Annotated in this window: 16 protein-coding genes; 10 read left to right on the plus strand and 6 right to left on the minus strand. The window is 67.5% G+C overall.

Going from position 1 to position 17,158, the window contains the following annotated elements; genetic code table 11:
• The first annotated feature begins 42 nt into the window (after positions 1–42).
• From LA521A_RS11705 to LA521A_RS11715, 3 genes are all read left to right on the plus strand, one after another.
• Positions 43–813 carry an SDR family NAD(P)-dependent oxidoreductase gene (locus LA521A_RS11705; RefSeq protein ID WP_281779083.1) on the plus strand — a complete coding sequence of 257 codons (771 nt, stop codon included), beginning with the start codon at positions 43–45 and terminating at the stop codon, positions 811–813.
• A gap of 113 nt (positions 814–926) precedes the next feature.
• Entirely contained in the window at positions 927–1,493 is a 567-nt protein-coding gene (yeiP, locus tag LA521A_RS11710) for an elongation factor P-like protein YeiP (protein ID WP_115841783.1), read from the plus strand.
• Between the two features lie 99 nt (positions 1,494–1,592).
• Positions 1,593–1,988, plus strand: coding sequence for a GNAT family N-acetyltransferase (locus tag LA521A_RS11715; RefSeq protein ID WP_281779084.1), 396 nt, complete (start codon positions 1,593–1,595; stop codon positions 1,986–1,988).
• A 57-nt stretch (positions 1,989–2,045) separates the two neighbouring features.
• On the opposite strand, the gene LA521A_RS11720 is transcribed toward LA521A_RS11715, so the two are convergent.
• The 3 genes from LA521A_RS11720 to LA521A_RS11730 form a co-directional block, all read right to left on the minus strand.
• Positions 2,046–3,875 (minus strand): DUF7844 domain-containing protein, encoded by a 1,830-nt coding sequence (locus tag LA521A_RS11720; protein ID WP_281779085.1) that lies wholly within the window; start codon positions 3,873–3,875, stop codon positions 2,046–2,048.
• Positions 3,872–4,192 carry a DUF2388 domain-containing protein gene (locus LA521A_RS11725; protein ID WP_281779086.1) on the minus strand — a complete coding sequence of 107 codons (321 nt, stop codon included), beginning with the start codon at positions 4,190–4,192 and terminating at the stop codon, positions 3,872–3,874. Before LA521A_RS11725 ends, LA521A_RS11720 begins: the two co-directional genes overlap by 4 nt.
• Before the next feature lie 251 nt (positions 4,193–4,443).
• Positions 4,444–5,847: a D-2-hydroxyglutarate dehydrogenase gene (locus LA521A_RS11730; protein WP_281779087.1), complete on the minus strand. Its 1,404-nt coding sequence runs from the start codon at positions 5,845–5,847 to the stop codon at positions 4,444–4,446.
• A 134-nt stretch (positions 5,848–5,981) separates the two neighbouring features.
• Here LA521A_RS11730 and serA point away from each other — a divergent pair, with 134 nt between their 5' ends.
• Positions 5,982–7,220: a phosphoglycerate dehydrogenase gene (serA, locus tag LA521A_RS11735; protein ID WP_281779088.1), complete on the plus strand. Its 1,239-nt coding sequence runs from the start codon at positions 5,982–5,984 to the stop codon at positions 7,218–7,220.
• A gap of 284 nt (positions 7,221–7,504) precedes the next feature.
• Here serA and LA521A_RS11740 read toward each other — a convergent pair whose 3' ends face one another.
• Positions 7,505–8,077: an NUDIX hydrolase gene (locus LA521A_RS11740; RefSeq protein WP_281779089.1), complete on the minus strand. Its 573-nt coding sequence runs from the start codon at positions 8,075–8,077 to the stop codon at positions 7,505–7,507.
• Positions 8,078–8,260: 183 nt separating this feature from the next.
• Between LA521A_RS11740 and LA521A_RS11745 the strand changes: the two genes are divergently transcribed.
• The 6 genes from LA521A_RS11745 to mtnC all read left to right on the plus strand — a co-directional run bounded on the left by LA521A_RS11745 (position 8,261) and on the right by mtnC (position 14,669).
• On the plus strand, positions 8,261–9,265 hold the full coding sequence (locus LA521A_RS11745) for a hypothetical protein (RefSeq protein WP_281779090.1): 1,005 nt from the start codon (positions 8,261–8,263) through the stop codon (positions 9,263–9,265).
• Positions 9,266–9,442: 177 nt separating this feature from the next.
• Positions 9,443–10,927: an amino acid permease gene (locus LA521A_RS11750; protein WP_281779091.1), complete on the plus strand. Its 1,485-nt coding sequence runs from the start codon at positions 9,443–9,445 to the stop codon at positions 10,925–10,927.
• 100 nt (positions 10,928–11,027) lie between these two features.
• Positions 11,028–12,455 carry an amino acid permease gene (locus LA521A_RS11755; RefSeq protein WP_281779092.1) on the plus strand — a complete coding sequence of 476 codons (1,428 nt, stop codon included), beginning with the start codon at positions 11,028–11,030 and terminating at the stop codon, positions 12,453–12,455.
• 142 nt (positions 12,456–12,597) lie between these two features.
• Positions 12,598–13,236: a methylthioribulose 1-phosphate dehydratase gene (locus LA521A_RS11760; protein ID WP_281779093.1), complete on the plus strand. Its 639-nt coding sequence runs from the start codon at positions 12,598–12,600 to the stop codon at positions 13,234–13,236.
• Positions 13,233–13,790, plus strand: coding sequence for a 1,2-dihydroxy-3-keto-5-methylthiopentene dioxygenase (locus LA521A_RS11765; protein WP_281779094.1), 558 nt, complete (start codon positions 13,233–13,235; stop codon positions 13,788–13,790). The genes LA521A_RS11760 and LA521A_RS11765 overlap by 4 nt, the downstream gene beginning before the upstream one ends.
• 180 nt (positions 13,791–13,970) lie before the next feature.
• Entirely contained in the window at positions 13,971–14,669 is a 699-nt protein-coding gene (gene mtnC / locus LA521A_RS11770) for an acireductone synthase (protein ID WP_281779095.1), read from the plus strand.
• 268 nt (positions 14,670–14,937) lie between these two features.
• Here mtnC and LA521A_RS11775 read toward each other — a convergent pair whose 3' ends face one another.
• Positions 14,938–15,522: a YdeI/OmpD-associated family protein gene (locus LA521A_RS11775; protein ID WP_281779096.1), complete on the minus strand. Its 585-nt coding sequence runs from the start codon at positions 15,520–15,522 to the stop codon at positions 14,938–14,940.
• A 5-nt stretch (positions 15,523–15,527) separates the two neighbouring features.
• Positions 15,528–17,114 carry a calcineurin-like phosphoesterase C-terminal domain-containing protein gene (locus tag LA521A_RS11780; protein ID WP_281779097.1) on the minus strand — a complete coding sequence of 529 codons (1,587 nt, stop codon included), beginning with the start codon at positions 17,112–17,114 and terminating at the stop codon, positions 15,528–15,530.
• Positions 17,115–17,158: the final 44 nt, after the last annotated feature.

A 17,158-nucleotide genomic window follows, 5' to 3' on the forward strand; every position in this document is an offset into this window, starting at 1 on the left:
CAACGCTAAAATCCCGCCTTTCCGCGACCAGGACCTGAGCCCATGCAACTTCAATCCGCCCGCGCCATCGTCACCGGTGGCGTTTCCGGCCTTGGCCTCGCCGTCGCCCAGCACCTGGTCGCCCACGGCGGCAAGGTCGCGCTGTTCGACGTGAACGACGAGAAGGGCACCGCCGCCGTCGCCGAACTGGGCGAGGCCAACGCGCGCTACTTCAAGACCGACGTCACCAGCGAAGCCGGCGTCGTCGAGAACGTCAAGGCGGCGCGCGACTTCCTCGGCGGCCTGAACGTCACCGTCAACTGCGCCGGCATCCTCGGCGCCGGCCGCGTGCTCGGCCGCGAGGCCGCGATGCCGCTGTCGCAGTTCCAGTCGACGGTGATGGTCAACCTCGTCGGCAGCTTCAACGTCGCCAAGGCCGCGGCCGAACTGATGCAGCACAACGAAGCCGGCGACGACGGCGAGCGCGGCGTGATCGTCAACACCGCCTCGGTGGCCGCGTACGAGGGCCAGATCGGCCAGGCCGCATACTCCGCTTCGAAGGGCGGCGTGGTCGCCATGACCCTGCCGATGGCGCGCGAACTGTCGCGTTTCGGCATCCGCGTGATGACCATCGCCCCGGGCGTGTTCTGGACGCCGATGGTCGACGGCATGCCCGAATCCGTGCAGCAGTCGCTTGCCGCCTCCATCCCGTTCCCCTCACGCCTGGGCCAGCCGAAGGAGTTCGCCGACCTGGTCGCGTACATCCTCGGCAACACGTATCTCAACGGCGAGACGATCCGCCTGGACGGCGCTACGCGGTTGGCGCCGAAGTAAGCCGGGAACCGGCAGTGGGGAATGGTGAATCGTGAAAACGAAAGCGCCTTCCCATTCGATGCACCCCTGCCTTACCCATTCCCTGTTCCCGATTCCCCATTCCCGAAAAAGCCATGAAAGCCTACGACGTAAAGAAAGGTAACGTTGTCGAGTACAACAACGCGGTCTACCAGATCCGCGACATCGAGCGCAGCTCGCCGCAGGGTCGCGGCGGCAACGTCAAGTTCCGCTTCACGATGTACAGCGTGCCGGGCGGCACCAAGCTCGACGTGAGCATGGGCGCGGAAGACGAGCTGAAGGAAGTCGAACTCAGCCGCCGCCAGGCGACGTTCTCCTACAAGGACGGCGACGCGTTCGTGTTCCTCGACGACGAGGACTACACGCCGTACACGCTGGACGCCGACGTCGTGGGCGACCTGGCCGGCTACATCGTGGCCGACCTCACCGGCTGCTACGTGCAGATCATCGACGACGCGCCGGTCGCGCTGCAGCTGCCGCAGAGCGTGGCGATCGAAGTGATCGAGACCCCGCCGGAACTCAAGGGCGGCACCGCCACCAAGCGCCCGAAGCCGGCGAAGCTGTCGACCGGCATCGAGATCATGGTCCCGGAGTACATCGGCAACGGCGAACGCGTGCTGGTGAACACGACGACGGGCGAGTTCGCCGGTCGCGCGGACTGAGGTCGCAAGGGCGATGCGCCGCCGCGCGCATCGCCTGTTGCCTGCGCCATGTTGAGCTTCAGGCCCGCGACGCTTCCTGATCTCGCGACGCTATTGCCCGTGGTCCGGCAGTTCCATTCGGACGAACGCATCGAATGGAACGAGCCCGGCGTCCGTTCGGCGATGCAGGCACTGATCGGCGACGCAGCGAACGGGAAGCTCGTGCTGATGGAACTCGACGGCGAACTCGCCGGCTATCTCGTCGTCGGATTCTGCTTCAGCCTGGAATTCGGTGGACGATTCGGCCTGCTCGACGAGTTGTACGTGCTGCCCGCGCATCGTGGCGGCGGCATCGGCAAGCGTGCGCTGGAGGAAGTCGAGTCCCTCTGCATCGCCGCAGGACTGGAATGCGTGCGGCTGGAAGTCAGCGACGACAACGAGCACGCGCGCGAGATCTACCGTCGGCGCGGCTACACGCTTCACCCGCGGCGATTGATGTCGAAGCGGCTCAAGTAGCCTCACGCGAATGTTGTCGTAGCCCGGCAAGCCCCGCCGCCAGCGCGAAAGACAGACTTACGGCAACCGCAAACCACCCTGCTCCGCATGCAACGCACGCAGCCGTTTGCCCAGCAGTTCCGAATTGGCGGCGATGCCGTCGAGGCGCTCGCGGCGCTGCGGGCCCATCCATTCGCGTGCACCCTGCTCGAGTGCGGCCCGCATCGATTGCAGATCGGCACGCAGGGTGGCGCTTCGCGCCTCCAGCGCCGCGCGCTCGTCGGCCTGCGGAATGCCGTAACCGCTGCCATCGAGCAGGCGCGACGGTCGGCCCAGATACGCGCTTTCCTGCATCAGGCGACGCACGACGTCGGGCGCGTCGCCCTCGTTGCGATCCGACGCGAGATAGCGCCTCTTCAACGTCTCGCGCACCTGCGCGAGCGTGCGCCGCTGTGCCGCCTGCTCGAGGATCAGCAGCGCGGCGCTGGTACGCAGGTCGGCGCGCTCGATCCACGGCCGGCGTTGTTCGGGCGCGAGATCCATCCACTGCGTCACCGTGCGAGACGGCAGCGAAAGCGCCGTTCGGGCGGATGCGTAGAGCTGGTCGAAGTACGCGCGCTGCGATTCGAATCGGTAGCCCAGGCGCAGGGCACCGTCGCGATCGTCGAACACCGACGCGTCGGCCACGCCGGCGTTCTGCAGCCGGCGCAGCAGCCCGGTGGGCGTGATGCTGCCGATGCCCTGCCCCGCGAGCCGCGGCACGCTGTCGTGCAGCAGTTTCCAGGTTTCGGCGGCGCAGTTGTTGCCGAGGAAGTAGTAGCGGCCGTCGTAGCTCCAGTGCAGCTGCGCGGCCCGTTCCAGCACGGCGGCGATCTCCCCGCGCGACAACCGCAACGGCACCGATCGCAGGCCGCGCAGTTCGACCTTCGTGTACTCGTCGACGACCTGCTGCATCGGCAACACGAACAGGCGGGACGGATAACGCCCGGCGAGCCCGCGCCAACTGGAAATCCGCACGTCGTCGACGAACGCGCGGAACGACAGCACGCGATGGTGCGACAGGTCGAGCCGGCAATCGGGTCCGGGCGGACGACCCGGCGCGCACACCACCAGGCGCAGCATGCTGTGGCCCCATCGGCTCATCGGTTGCGCATTGCCTTCCGCGAGCAGGTACTCGATGGCGTAGACGCGCGAGGGATCGATCGCCGCCAGCGCGCCGCCCTCGCCTTCGCCTGCATCGACGTAAAGCAGGTCGTTCGCGCAGGACGCACTCGCCTTCGACGCGCCGAGCCGTTCTTCCAGATACCGCTGCATGGCCGGGCGGCGGCAGGCGTATTGCGGATCGAGCAGGTAGTGCTCGACGTTGACGGCGAAATACTCCGACGGCCGGGTCAGCTCGTACGGATCGGGGCTGCGCTCGACGAAGCGGTTCTCGCGCACGCGCCCGGCCACGCGCGTGTTGAAGCGCGTCGCGCGCACCTGCCAGCCGGCGAGGTCGAGGAAGCGCGGATCGCGCGACACGCCGTCGATGCGGTCGTGGAAATGCGCGAGTTCGTGAAGCATCGCCGCGAGCGCCGCCCGGTGCGCCGCCGCATCGCCGGCCACCATCGGGGCGAGCAGTCCGCGGTTGAGCTGCAGTTCCGCCCGGCCGGCGTGGCCATGCACGTCGGCATCCAGCGCGTCCCAGCGGACGGCGATGTCGCGATCGGCCAACGCACGCATGCGCGCCGGCAATCGCGCCTGTGCCTCATCCAGAAGCCCCTGCGTGGCGAGGCGTTCCTGCGGCGACAGACCGGTCGGATCGAGGTTCAGCGATGCGTGGGCGCCGCCGCTCCACGCCACCGTCGCCAGCACGAGCGAAACGAGGCCGCCGCGAAAGGTTCCGCGGCGGCCGGTCACTGCATTCACTGCGCGAGGATGGCCTGCGCCAGTTCGAGATCGCTGGCCTCGCGCGCCTGCGGCACCTGCTCGCGCAGATGATGCAGCGCCGCTTCCAGCTGCGCGCCGCGGATCGCGCCGTTGCTGGCGACGAAGCTGGCGGCGTCCTCGCGCGCGGCCTGCACCACCTTGTCGTCCTTGCCGGAGCTCGAATCGGAGCTGGCGCCGCTGGACGCCGAGCTGCCGCCGGCGGACGAGCCCGCCGACGTACCGGCGAAACTGGAGGCGAAGGCGGCCGGCGTGGCGGCCATCAGGGCGAGAGCAAGCAGCAGGGCGGAACGCTTCATCAGGATTTCCCGGTTCGTTGGAAGGCCGCATCGCGGCCGGCGTGCGAAGGGTAACGGGTTACGGGCCGAAAATCGGTGCGCGGCACCTCGCATCCGCGGGGCGTTCACTTGTCGGGCGGGCACGGTTGGCCGTCATCCCGACTGCGCTCTTGTAGCCCGGGTAAGGCCAAAGGCCGCACCCGGGGAACGTCTGAGGCGAGAAGCCCCGGGTGCGCTTCGCTTACCCGGGCTACAAACGCGTCAACACGCAATCAGGCGTCGAATACCTTCCCCGGATTCAGCAGCCCCTTCGGATCGAGCACGCGCTTGATCCCGCGCATCGCCTCGATTTCCGCGGCGGAACGCGTGCCCAGCAGATAGGGCTTCTTCACCAGGCCGATGCCGTGCTCGGCCGAGATGCTGCCCCCATGGCGAGCCAGGGCATCGGACAGCAGCTGCGTCACGTGTTCGCACTGGTCAACGAACACGGCGTAGTCCGCATCGTCCGGCTTGAGCACGTTGATGTGCAGGTTGCCGTCGCCGATGTGGCCGAACCAGACCACCTCGAACTGCGGGTACTCGCGCGCCAGCAGCGCCTGCGTTTCGGCCAGGAACGCCGGCATGGCCGAGATCCGCACCGACACGTCGTTCTTGTACGGCTTGTACTTCGCCAGGCTTTCGGTGATGCCTTCGCGCAGGCGCCACAGCTGCGCGGCCTGCGCGTCGCTCTGGCTGATCACGCCGTCGCTGACCAGCCCGTTCTCCAGGCAGTATTCGAACGCCGCCATCGCCGCGGCGTCCTCCGCCTCGTCGCCGACCGCGAACTCGGTGACCACGTAGAACGGATGCACCTCGTCGAACGGCTTCTGCGCGCCATGCGCGAGCACGTGGCGCAGCGCGCGGTCGGTGAAGAACTCGAACGCCTCCAGCGTCAGGCGCTCGCGGAATGCGGCGAACACCTGCATCAGCATCTCGAACGACGGCAGCGCCAGCAGCATGACGTTGGTCGGCGGCGGCGGATCGGTCAGCCGCAGCGTCGCCTCGACCACGATGCCGAGCGTGCCCTCGGAACCGATCATCAGCTGGCGCAGGTCGTAACCGCTGGAGTTCTTGATCAGCGCGCGATTGAGCTCGAGCACGTCGCCGTTGCCGGTCACGACCTTGAGCCCGGCGATCCACTCGCGCGTGTTGCCGTAGCGGATCACGCGGATGCCGCCGGCGTTGGTCGCGATGTTGCCGCCGATGGAACACGAACCGCGGGCGGCGAAATCCACCGGATACACCAGCCCGTGTTCGCGCGCCGCGTTGTGCACCGCCTCCAGCGCGATGCCGGCCTGCACGGTGAGCGTGCGATCCACGAGGTCGAAATCGAGCACGCGGTTCATCCGTTCCAGGCTGAGCACGAGCTCGCCGTTCGCGGCCACCGCGCCGCCCGACAACCCGGTGCGTCCGCCCGACGGCACGATGGCGACGTCTTCCTCGACGGCCCAGCGCATGATCGCCGCGACCTCGTCCACCGAGCCCGGCAGTGCGACGGCCAGCGGGGCGGGCGTCCAGCGGCGCGTCCAGTCGCGGCCGTAGTGCTCGGCATCGGCCGGATCGGTGGTCAGCCGCAATCCCGGCACCTGCGTCTGCAGGCGTTCCAGGCGGGCATCGAGGGGACGCGGATCGGTCATGGGCGGGAGGCGCGACGGCGGCCGGACGGGAGCCCCAGCCTGCCACCGGCCGCGCGCCGCCGTCCAGTGATGCAGCGCAGCAACCGGGTCGGATTTCTGACATAGTCCAAGGCCCGCCCACACCCGATACCGTCGTGAGCCCGACGACCTCGTTCCCGAAGTCCGACATCCGCGTGCTGCTGCTCGAAGGCGTCGCGCCGACCGCCGTGGAAAGCTTCCGCAACGCCGGCTATTCGAACATCCAGCTCTACGACAAATCGTTGCCGGCCGACCTGCTGCAGCAGGAGATCGCGCAGGCGCACATCGTGGGCATCCGCTCGCGCACGCAGCTGACCGCCGAGGTGCTGTCGCACGCGCGCCGCCTGATGGCGATCGGCGCGTTCTGCATCGGGACCAACCAGATCGACCTGGACGCCGCCGAACTGGCCGGCATCCCGGTGTTCAACGCGCCCTACTCCAACACGCGCAGCGTCGCCGAACTGGTGGTCGCCGAGGCGATCATGCTGATGCGCGGCATCCCGCAGAAGAGCGCGCAGTGCCATCGCGGCGGGTGGTCCAAATCCGCCGCCGGCAGCCACGAGGTGCGCGGCAAGACGCTGGGCATCGTCGGCTACGGCCACATCGGCACGCAGGTCGGCGTGATCGCCGAGGCGCTCGGCATGCAGGTGATCTTCCACGACATCGAAACCAAGCTGGCGCTCGGCAACGCGCGCATGGCGCTGGGCCTGGACGACCTGCTCGAACGCAGCGACATCGTGACGCTGCACGTGCCGGAAACGCCGGCGACGCAGGGCATGTTCGGCGCGGCGCAGGTCACGAAGATGAAGCCGGGTGCGCACCTGATCAACGCCTCGCGCGGCACCGTGGTGGATATCGAATCGCTGGCGGGTGCGCTTGCATCCGGCGCCATCGGCGGCGCGGCCATCGATGTGTTCCCGGTCGAGCCGCAGGGCAATGCCGACCCGTTCGTCTCGCCGCTGATCGGCCTGGACAACGTGATCCTCACGCCGCACATCGGCGGCAGCACGCTGGAAGCGCAGGAAAACATCGGACTGGAAGTGGCGGCCAAGCTGATCCGCTACAGCGACAACGGTTCGACGCTATCGGCGGTGAACTTTCCCGAAGTGACGCTGCCCGAACACACCGGCAGCACGCGCCTGCTGCACATCCACCGCAACGTGCCGGGCGTGCTGTCGCAGGTGAACGACGTGTTCTCGCGACTGGGCGTGAACATCGACGGCCAGTTCCTGCGCACGCACCCGAAGGTGGGCTACGTCGTCATCGACGTCACCGCCACGCAGGAACAGGCCGCGCAGGTGCGCGAGGAACTGGCGCGCATCGCGGGAACGCTGCGGACGCGCGTCCTGTATTGAGGCGTTTGTATTGAAAGCACCGCTCGGCGGAGCCTGAGCCCCTCTCCCGTCGGGAGAGGGGTTGGGGTGAGGGGCAACGAAGCCGGATCGATGGGACGTTAGTGCCGCGCAACGCTGCACTGTGTTTCCCGATGTGCGAACACGCGGATCAAAAAAATTCCGGCTTTCGCTGGAATGATGCGATGCGGCCTGCGACCGTTTCGACCTGCTCCCATCACGGCGAATCCGAACGCGATCGTTGCATGCCCGGGTGCGCTTCGCTTACCCGGGCTACAAAGCGCGGATCAGCGCGGTTGCGACCGCGCCTTCCACTTTCCTGCCATGCGCCGCATCGATTCATCGCTGGACGGATCGGCGAGGATCTCGTCGACCGGACGCCACGCGAGATCGTGCGATTCCTCGCTGACGACATAGTCTTCGCTGCCCTGCGCGTGCACCACGTAACGCACGTCCCAGTGCCAGTGGCCGGGGACGTCGCCGCGCTCGGGGATCCAGTGGCGATCCAGATCGAAGATCTCCGGCTCCACGTGCAGGTCCGTCAGCCCGGACTCTTCTTCCGCCTCGCGTAACGCGACGGCGGCCAGGTCGCGATCCCCGTCGGCGTGACCGCCGAGCTGCAGCCATCGCTCGAGCTTGCGGTGATGCGTGAGCAGCGCGCGCGTGCCGCTGCGATCGACCAGCCACGACGACGCGGTGAAGTGCCCTTCCAGGTGGATGCGCTCGAACACCGTCGGCGCCTGGTCGAGGAACGCCGCGAACGAACGCGCGACCGCCTCCTCTTCGGGCCAGCGCCGCGCATACGAAACCAGCGCGTCGCGCAGCGAGGCGATCTGCGAAGACGATGCGGAAGTGTCCAAGGGCGATGCCTGTCCGTCGGGCGCGCCAGTGTACTTCGGTGTCATTTCCCGGCGCGCGATGCCTGCCAATTGCCGCTTGCATGTCGTCGCAACGAGAGGATGACGATTTTCGGAATCGTCCGATGCCGCAGCGCGACGCCAGTCGGCAACTTCTTCGGTGTTCATCAACGCAAGAAGGCCCACATGGCAGTACTTCGTTCCACTTCGCACCGCGCCGCCCCCGCGCACGCACTTTCGACCGTCGCCGGTCTGGCGCTGGGCCTGCTCGCCGTGTCGGCCCACGCCGATACCGGCGTGTCCGCCGAACCGGACGTCCGCTTCACCGGGCCGCTGGCCACCGGCGGCCCGCCGCTGCCCAAGGGCCTGGCGAACGTCGAGCCCTACCTCATCAACACGCAGGTCCACGGCGTGTACGACGAACACGGCGACCGCCACCACGTCGACGGCGTACCGGACGGATGGGCGCTCGTCGTGCCGATGGGCTACGGCCTCACCGATCGCCTCGGCGTCGGCGCCACCTTCTCCGCGAACGACGCGAGCACCGTCTCCGGCGGTCGCAAGTGGGAACTCGGCGACACGAGCGTGTCGGCCGGTTACCTGCTGGCGAGCGGCGAGAAGCACAACTCGTCGCTGACGGCCACGATCAAGCAGAACATCCCGAGCGGCCAGGCCGATCGCCTGCATCGACACGGCCTCGCCGAAGCCACCGGCACCGGGGCGGCGACCACGCAGCTGTCGCTCTCCGGCCAGGCGTACTTCCTCGCCGACCGCAACCTGCGCGGCCGCTTCAGCGCGGGCTGGCGCCTGCCGGGCCGGCACGCGTCGCTCGACGGCGACAGCGGTTACGGCACGCCGGAGGGTTTCCGCGGGCAGGCCGAACTGCACGCGGCGTCGCACGCATCGATCGGCCTGGAGTACAGCTTCAACCCCGAATGGGTCGTCGCCACCGACGTCATCTACGAACAGGATCGCGGCGCGCACGTGCGTGGCATCGTGACCTCGTCGGATGGCGTGCGTTCGGCCTACGACACGGAGCTTCCGATGTCCTGGCGCGTGTCGTTGGCACCGGCGGTGGAATACAACCTCAGCGACAAGGTCGGCGTCATCGCCGGCGCGCAGGTCTCGCTGGATGGCCGGAATGCCGCGGCGATCTTCGCTCCGCAGATCGCGGTGAACATGGTGTTCTGATGCCCCTCCAAGCCCTCGCGACACCGTGGCGCGAGGGCTGTTTCCCGGCGGTTCCCACCGTGACCTCGCGCGCTTGCCGGTACTTTCCCGCGTGGGTTATGGTGGCCCGCCCCCCACGGCCATACGCTTCATCGCCCGCCTGAACGGGCGCAGATCTTCCATTCCCAGGGGAATTCGATGTTCAAGAACCTGTTCCTCACCAAGCCGGTCGAGCCTGCCGGGCACGTCGACGCCGGTGAGCCCGTCGAGGGCAGCCTCCAGGGCGAGGCCACGCTCAAGCGGTCGCTCACCGCAACGCAACTGGTCATGCTGGGCATCGGCGCCGTGATCGGCGCGGGTATCTTCGTCCTCTCCGGCCATGCCGCCGCCGAACACGCCGGCCCGGCCATCGTCATCAGCTTCATCATCGCCGGCTTCGCCTGCGCCCTCGCGGGCCTGTGCTACGCGGAGTTCGCGGCGATGCTCCCGGTTTCGGGCAGCGCCTATTCCTATTCCTACGCGACGCTGGGCGAGTTCGTCGCCTGGTTCATCGGCTGGAACCTCGTGCTGGAGTACATGTTCGCCGCCTCCACCGTCGCGGTGGGCTGGTCGGGGTACCTCAACAGCTTCCTGGGCGATATCGGCCTCGCATTGCCGACAGCGCTCGCAGCGGCGCCGCTCAACGTCGTGGACGGTTCGATCGTCTACACCGGCGGGCTGATCAACCTGCCAGCGGTCGCCATCGTCGCAGCGCTCAGCGGCCTGTGCTACGTCGGCATCACGCAGTCGGCGATGGTGAACTCGGTCATCGTCGCGATTAAAGTCATCGTCATCGTGATGTTCATCGCCTTCGCCGCCCAGTACGTCAACACGGCGCATTGGCATCCCTTCGTTCCCGACCGCATCATCGATGCCAACGGCGTCGGCCACTACGGACCGCAGGGCATCATCCGCGGCGCTGCCACCGTGTTCTTCGCCTACATCGGCTTCGACGCGGTCTCCACGGCCGCCGGTGAAGCAAAGAATCCGCAGCGCGACATGCCCATCGGCATCCTGGGTTCGCTGGTCATCTGCACGATCATCTACATCGTCGTCGCGCTGGTGCTGACCGGCCTGCTGCCGTACTACGAGCTGTCCACGCCGAAGCCGGTCGCCACCGCGCTGGAAGCGTATCCGTCGCTGTTGTGGCTGAAGAAGATCGTCGAAATCGGCGCCATCGCCGGCCTCAGCTCGGTCATCCTGGTCATGCTGATGGGCCAGCCGCGCATCTTCTACTCGATGGCGAAGGACGGCCTGCTGCCGAAGGTCTTCGCCAAGGTCCATCCGAAGTTCCAGACCCCGTATGTCGGCACGATCATCGTCGGCGTGTTCGCCTGCCTGCTGGCCGGCTTCCTGCCGATCGGCCTGCTGGGCGATCTGGTCTCGATGGGCACGCTGCTCGCCTTCGCCACCGTGTGCGTTGGCGTACTGGTGCTGCGCTACAAGCGTCCCGACCTGGTGCGTCCGTTCCGCGTGCCGGCCGTGTGGATCGTATGCCCGCTGGGCATGGCGGCGTGTCTGTACCTCTTCTGGCAGCCCTTCTCGGAGCATTGGCACCTGATGACCGGCTGGACGGCCATCGGCATGCTGATCTACTTCTTCTACGGCTACCGCAACAGCAAGGTGCGCAAGGCTGCGCGCTGATCCCTGATGCGATCACGAGGCCGGCGGCATTCCCGCCGGCCTCGTTCCTTTCGGCTCCACATTTCGCCGGCCATCGCATGCGTCGGCTTCGGGAATCACGATGTTTCAACAACTCTGGGCGACCAAGCATCCCCATGCCGCTCACGCCGAGGCCGAAGGGCTGAGCCTCCACCGCACGCTCGGGCCGTGGGGCCTGACGGCGCTGGGCATCGGCGCGGTCATCGGCGGCGGCATCTTCGTCATCACCGGCCAGGCCGCGGCGAACCACGCCGGCCCGGCGATCATGCTGTCCTTCGTCCTCGCGGCGATCTGCTGCACCTTCTGCGCCCTCGCCTACGCCGAGTTCGCCTCGATGGTGCCGGTCTCCGGCAGTGCCTACACCTACACCTACGCGACGCTGGGCGAACTGGCGGCGTGGTTCATCGGCTGGATGCTGGTGCTCGAATACGGCGTGTCCGCATCCGCGGTCGCGGTCAGCTGGACGGGCTACTTCCTCAGCCTGTTGCAACACTTCGACATCACCTTGCCGAGGGAACTCGTCAGCGCGCCGCTCGACGGCCAGCTGCGGCCGACCGGCGCGATCGCAAACCTTCCCGCCGCGGCCATCGTGCTGCTGCTGACGTGGCTGTGCTATGTCGGCATCCGCAAGTCCTCGGCGATGAACATGGCGATGGTCGTGCTGAAGACCGGCCTGATCCTGCTGGTGATCTTCGTCGGCTGGAAGTACGTGAACCCCGACTACTGGCACCCCTTCATCCCCGCGAACGAAGGGCCGGGCAAATACGGCTGGGAAGGCGTGTTGCGCGGGGCGTCGATGGTGTTCTTCGCCTACATCGGGTTCGAGGCCGTCTCCGTCGCGGCGCAGGAATCGCACAAGCCGCAGCGCGACCTGCCCATCGGCATGCTCGCCTCGCTCGCCATCTGCACGGTGCTGTACATCGCGATGGCCGCGGTCATGACCGGACTGGTACCGTTCAACCTGCTGGGCACCGACGAACCCGTCGTCACCGCCGTGGCCGCGCATCCCGAGCTGGGCTGGTTGCGCGTCGTGGTCGAGATCGGTGCACTGATCGGCCTGTCGTCGGTGGTGCTGGTGATGATCATCGGTCAGCCGCGCATCTTCATGATCATCGCGCGCGACGGCCTGCTGCCGCCGGTGTTCACCAAGATCCATCCCGAATACCGCACGCCGCACATCAACACGGTGATCACGGGCATCGGCATCGCGCTGCTGGCGGCGCTGTTCCCGCTGGACGTGCTGGGCGAACTCACCTCGATGGGCACGCTGATCGCCTTCGCCGCGGTCTGCGGCGGCGTGCTGATCCTGCGTCGCACGCAGCCCGACCTGCCGCGACCGTTCCGCATCCCGGCGGCGTGGCTGATCTGCGGCGCCGGCATCCTCAGCTGCCTCGCGCTGCTGTCGACGATGACCGCGCACAACTGGTTCCTGATGATCGTCTGGACCGCCGTCGGCTTCCTGATCTACTTCCTCTACGGCTACCGGCACAGCCGCCTGCGTCGCGGCTGACGCGGCTCCGGCATCGCCCGAAGGCGCCCACGCGGCGCCTTCGTCGTTTCCGCCGAGTGAACGACGCGGCATCCCGCTGGCGGCACGCCGGATTTCCCCTTCCGGAACGGTCTCTTACCCCCGGTCCGCTACACTTGCGGGCATGAACACCCCCGTCCCCTACGATCCCCAGCGCCTGGCGCACTGCGCCGGGGAAATCATCGTGAACGTGCGCGAGCTGTCGGCGCTGGGCTGGACGCCGGCGACCAGCAGCAACTTCTCCCGTCGCATGGACGAGCAGCACATCGCCATCACGGTGTCCGGGCGCGACAAGGGCAAGCTGACCGAAGCCGACATCATGGTGGTCGACCTCGACGGCGAGCCGGTCGCGACCGCGCAGAAGTCCTCCGCCGAGACCCTGCTGCACACGCAGCTGTACAAGCGTTTCCCCGAGATCGGCTGCGTCCTGCATACGCATTCGAAAGTGCAGACCGTGGCGTCCAGGCTGTACGCCGGCCCGGGGCACGTGCACCTGGAAGGCTATGAACTCCTGAAAGCCTTCTCCGGCAACACCACCCACGAAATCAGCGTCGAGCTGCCCGTGCTGCCCAACAGCCAGGACATGCACACGCTCGCCGCGCAGGTCGATTGCCTGCTCGACCGCCAGGCGATGTGGGGCTACCTGATCGACGGCCACGGCCTCTACGCATGGGGCCGCGACATGCCGGAAGCCCGGCGCCACCTTGAAGCATTCGAATTCCTGCTCGGCTGCGAGCTTGAACTGAGGAGACTGCAGCGATGAGCCGCCTGCGCATCTTTACCGAGAACGATCCGTCCAACCCGCGCCTGTCCACGTCCGACCACGCCGAAATGGCGACGGAACTGGGGAAGATCGGCGTGGCGTTCGAGCAGTGGCAGGCAACCGCGCCGGTCAAGCCGGGCGACGCGCCCGAGGCGATCATGGATGCCTATCGCGCCGACATCGACCGCCTCGTCGCGCAGCACGGTTTCAAGACCGTTGACGTGGTGAGCATCGCACCGGACAACCCGCAGCGCGAGGCGATGCGCACGAAGTTCCTCGACGAGCACTTCCACAAGGAAGACGAGGTCCGCTTCTTCGTTGCGGGCTCCGGCCTGTTCACGCTCCACGTCGAGGGCGAGGTGTACGAGGTGAAGTGCGAACAGGGCGACCTGATCGCGGTTCCCGACAGCACGAAGCACTGGTTCGACATGGGTCCGGAGCCGAGTTTCGTCGCGATCCGCTTCTTCACCGAGCCGGACGGCTGGGTCGGCCATTTCACCGGCACCGACATCGCCCAGCGCTTCCCGCGCTACGAGAAGGGCCAGGCCGGCTGACAGCGCCCGGAACGAGTGGGACGGAACGAGGACGATCAAGCGCTCCGCACGTTCAAGCCTCCCGACTCCTTCCGCATCGGAGCGACTGACGCGCAGGCCGTCCGTTCGGCCTGGCTCGCCGCATCCACTCGTTGCTCGTTCCAGTTCTCCTTTCTTGCTTCGCACCCAATCGTTCGCGCCATGACCATATCCGCCATCCTCACCGACATCGAAGGCACCACCAGCAGCATCTCGTTCGTGAAGGACGTGCTGTTCCCGTACGCGCGCCGTGCCCTGCCCCGCTTCGTCGCCGCGCGCGGCAAGGAGCCGGGCGTGCGCAAGTGGCTCGACGCGGTGGCGACCGAGAATGGCGGCATGTGCCAGGACGAGATGATCGTGGAGGTGCTGCAGGGCTGGATCGATGAGGACCGCAAGCACACGGCGCTGAAGGCGCTGCAGGGCATGATCTGGGCCGACGGCTATCGCAGCGCCGATTTCACCGCACACATCTATCCCGACGCGGCCAAGGCGCTGCGCGACTGGCACGCGGCCGGCCTGCCGCTGTACGTGTATTCCTCCGGCAGCGTCCCCGCGCAGCGCCTGTTCTTCGGCCATAGCGACGCCGGCGACCTGACGACGCTCTTCTCCGGCTGGTACGACACCGAAATGGGCGGCAAGCGCGAGGCGCAGAGCTATCGCAACATCGTCGAATCCATCGGCCTGCCGGCCGGCGAGATCCTGTTCCTGTCCGACGTCGTCGAGGAACTCGACGCCGCGCGCGAAGCGGGATTGCAGACGGTGCTGATCGACCGTCTCGAGGATTACGCGACGCCACGCTCCGGCGACGCCACGCATGGCCACACGCGCGTCGAGACGTTCGCGGACGTGTCGGTTCGCTGAACGCTAACCCCTCTCCCTTCGGGAGGGGGGTTGGAGTGAGGGGCGGCGCGCGCGAACGCGTTGACATTCGCGGTGCCCGCTTCACACGGCAAGCTTCATCGCGCGCTTCGCCGAAGTTCAACTCGGCGTACCACCGCTGAGCCTTTGTAGCCCGGGTAAGCGAAGCGCACCCGGGATCGACGCTCCCAAGGCCCCGGGTGCGCTTCGCTTACCCGGGCTACAACAGCAGCCCACACCACCACGCACGCCCGCCGGCCAACGCGGGCGATCACCCGTGGATCCTCTCCCCGCGCTCCAGCATCCCGATGAACTTCTCCACGCGCGCGGCCTTCGTTTCGGGCTTCTTCGAGGTGTGCACGCGCCAGCAGAACGCGTAGCGGTTGGTGCGATCCAGCGCGTCGAACGCCTTTCGGGCCTTCGCATTCTTCGCCAACGCGGCGGCGAGTTCAGGCGGGACTTCCATGACGCTCGCCGCCTGGTACGCCGCATCCCAGCGGCCATCGGCCTTCGCCGCGTCGACCTCACGCAACCCCGCCGCCTGCATGCGACCGGCCGCGACAAGCTTCTCCACGCGCGCGACGTTGAGCTTCGACCACAGGCTTTTCGCCTTGCGCGGCGTGAAGCGCTGCAGGAAATACCGCGCGTCGCAGCTGCGCTTGAGGCCGTCGATCCACCCGTGGCACAACGCCACGTCGAGTGCCTGCGAATAGCTGACCGACCTCGCGCCGGTGTCCTTCTTGGCGATCTTCAGCCAGACGCCTGCCTGATCGCCATGTGCGGCCAGCCACGTTTCCCACGCCGCTTCCGTCTTGAACAGCTTGATCGGCAGGTCGGTCGGCAGCTGCGCGGTCATGGCACCTACTCCTTCGCGTCGTCCAGGCGATAGCTCGACTGCGCGCGCTGCTCGCCCTGCCAGCGGTCGAACGCGCGCACCTCGATCCGATGTTCGCCAACGGGCAGGTCGGTCGGCAACGCACCGCGCCACAGATGCGTGGACGGATCGGCTTCGGGCGAACGATCGTAGCCGCGCAGCGCCGGCGACATATCGTCCGCGATGTTCTCCACGACCAGCCGCGGATCGGGCTGCTCGACGCGCTTCATCGGCTTCCATTCGCCGCCGTCGATGCGGACCTCGACGCGCGTAGCGGCATCGCCCATGAACACGTTCGCGAAGACGCCGAACGCCGGGTAGGCCCCGCGCCGCAGCACCTTCGGCGCGTGCAGGCCGATCGCCTCATCCTTCGCGCCCCGTGCGACCTGGTAACGCAGCGAGTACGAGCCGTCCGGCTTGAACGTCGCCCACGCATAGCCGTTGGGCGTGCCGTCGCTCATCGTCGTGTCGGGAATGTCCTGCGCGTCCTTCACGCCGGACCAGAACGCGCCGCAGGTCGCGCCGACGTTGTACTCGTGCAGTGGCTTCGCGCCGTGCCAGCCGGTGGAGGCGTCGTGGAAGTAATGACGCTGGTTGTGCGTGTGCGCGCTGAGCAGCAGCACGTTCGGGCGATCGGCCAGCATCGCGAACAGGCGGTCGCGGTCGGCACGCCGGAAGGTTTCCACGCCGGGCACCGGCTCGAAGAACGGGATGTGCACGGCGATCACGACGCGGCGTTCCTTCGGCAGCGTCGCCAGGTAGGCGTCGAGGAACGCGAACTGGTCCTCGCGCAGACCGCCCACGTACGACGGCTTCTTCCCCGGCATGTACACCACGTCGTCCATGACGATGAAGCTTGCCTGCGGTTCCTCCCACGCGTACGTATCGGGACCGAACACGTTGCGGAAACCGAGCAGTGCTTCCTCGTCGCGCTTCGCGTCGAAATCCAGGTCGTGGTTGCCCGCCACGTGCAGCCACGGCACGCCGAGCTTCGCGGTGACGCGATTCACCGCCGGATACAGCGAGAGGTCGTCGTTGACGATGTCGCCCATGCTCACGCCGAGCTGCGCATCGTGCTTGCCGACGATCGGATCGACGATGTCGCGTTCGTAATACCCCACATCGACCAGGCTCTTGGGCTGCGGATCGCCGAACACCAGCAGCTTCAGATCGCCCTTGCGTTGCGCGATCGGACGAAGCGGGAAATCGTACGAGGCCAGCGGCGCGGTCGCGGCGATCCCACCGAACCGCAGCGGAGGCGAGCCGTCGGGAAACAGGTGATGCCAGAACAACGGCAAGCCATTGGCGCCCGACGCGGTGGCGTAATGCGGCGGCTTCACGACGAACGCCGTCGCGCCCTCGCGCATCGGAACGGTGTAGCGCCCCTGTGCGTCGGTCACGGCGAGATCGCGACCGTTGGACACCTTGACGCCGGCGATGCCGCGTTCGCGAACGTCATACACGCCATTGCCGTTGGCATCGTCGAACACGCGCCCGGCGATCGGGGTCTGCGCCGCAGCGCCGCCCGACGTAGCCAACAGGGCGATGAGGACGGCTGGAACGGCATGCGGCATGGCGGGCTCGGCGCGGCGGGTTCGCGCGATTATCGTCCGCGCCG

This window comes from Lysobacter auxotrophicus (genome assembly GCF_027924565.1).
In the GTDB taxonomy this organism is placed as follows: Bacteria; Pseudomonadota; Gammaproteobacteria; order Xanthomonadales; family Xanthomonadaceae; genus Lysobacter_J; species Lysobacter_J auxotrophicus.

What these genes read in the sequence shown, in the direction of transcription:
- LA521A_RS11705 (WP_281779083.1), top strand. Translation starts at nt 43, where the DNA reads ATGCAACTTCAATCCGCCCGCGCCATCGTCACCGGTGGCGTTTCCGGC.
- yeiP (WP_115841783.1), top strand. Translation starts at nt 927, where the DNA reads ATGAAAGCCTACGACGTAAAGAAAGGTAACGTTGTCGAGTACAACAAC.
- LA521A_RS11725 (WP_281779086.1), bottom strand. Translation starts at nt 4,192, where the DNA reads ATGAAGCGTTCCGCCCTGCTGCTTGCTCTCGCCCTGATGGCCGCCACG.
- LA521A_RS11730 (WP_281779087.1), bottom strand. Translation starts at nt 5,847, where the DNA reads ATGACCGATCCGCGTCCCCTCGATGCCCGCCTGGAACGCCTGCAGACG.
- LA521A_RS11745 (WP_281779090.1), top strand. Translation starts at nt 8,261, where the DNA reads ATGGCAGTACTTCGTTCCACTTCGCACCGCGCCGCCCCCGCGCACGCA.
- LA521A_RS11750 (WP_281779091.1), top strand. Translation starts at nt 9,443, where the DNA reads ATGTTCAAGAACCTGTTCCTCACCAAGCCGGTCGAGCCTGCCGGGCAC.
- LA521A_RS11755 (WP_281779092.1), top strand. Translation starts at nt 11,028, where the DNA reads ATGTTTCAACAACTCTGGGCGACCAAGCATCCCCATGCCGCTCACGCC.
- LA521A_RS11760 (WP_281779093.1), top strand. Translation starts at nt 12,598, where the DNA reads ATGAACACCCCCGTCCCCTACGATCCCCAGCGCCTGGCGCACTGCGCC.
- LA521A_RS11765 (WP_281779094.1), top strand. Translation starts at nt 13,233, where the DNA reads ATGAGCCGCCTGCGCATCTTTACCGAGAACGATCCGTCCAACCCGCGC.
- mtnC (WP_281779095.1), top strand. Translation starts at nt 13,971, where the DNA reads ATGACCATATCCGCCATCCTCACCGACATCGAAGGCACCACCAGCAGC.
- LA521A_RS11775 (WP_281779096.1), bottom strand. Translation starts at nt 15,522, where the DNA reads ATGACCGCGCAGCTGCCGACCGACCTGCCGATCAAGCTGTTCAAGACG.
- LA521A_RS11780 (WP_281779097.1), bottom strand. Translation starts at nt 17,114, where the DNA reads ATGCCGCATGCCGTTCCAGCCGTCCTCATCGCCCTGTTGGCTACGTCG.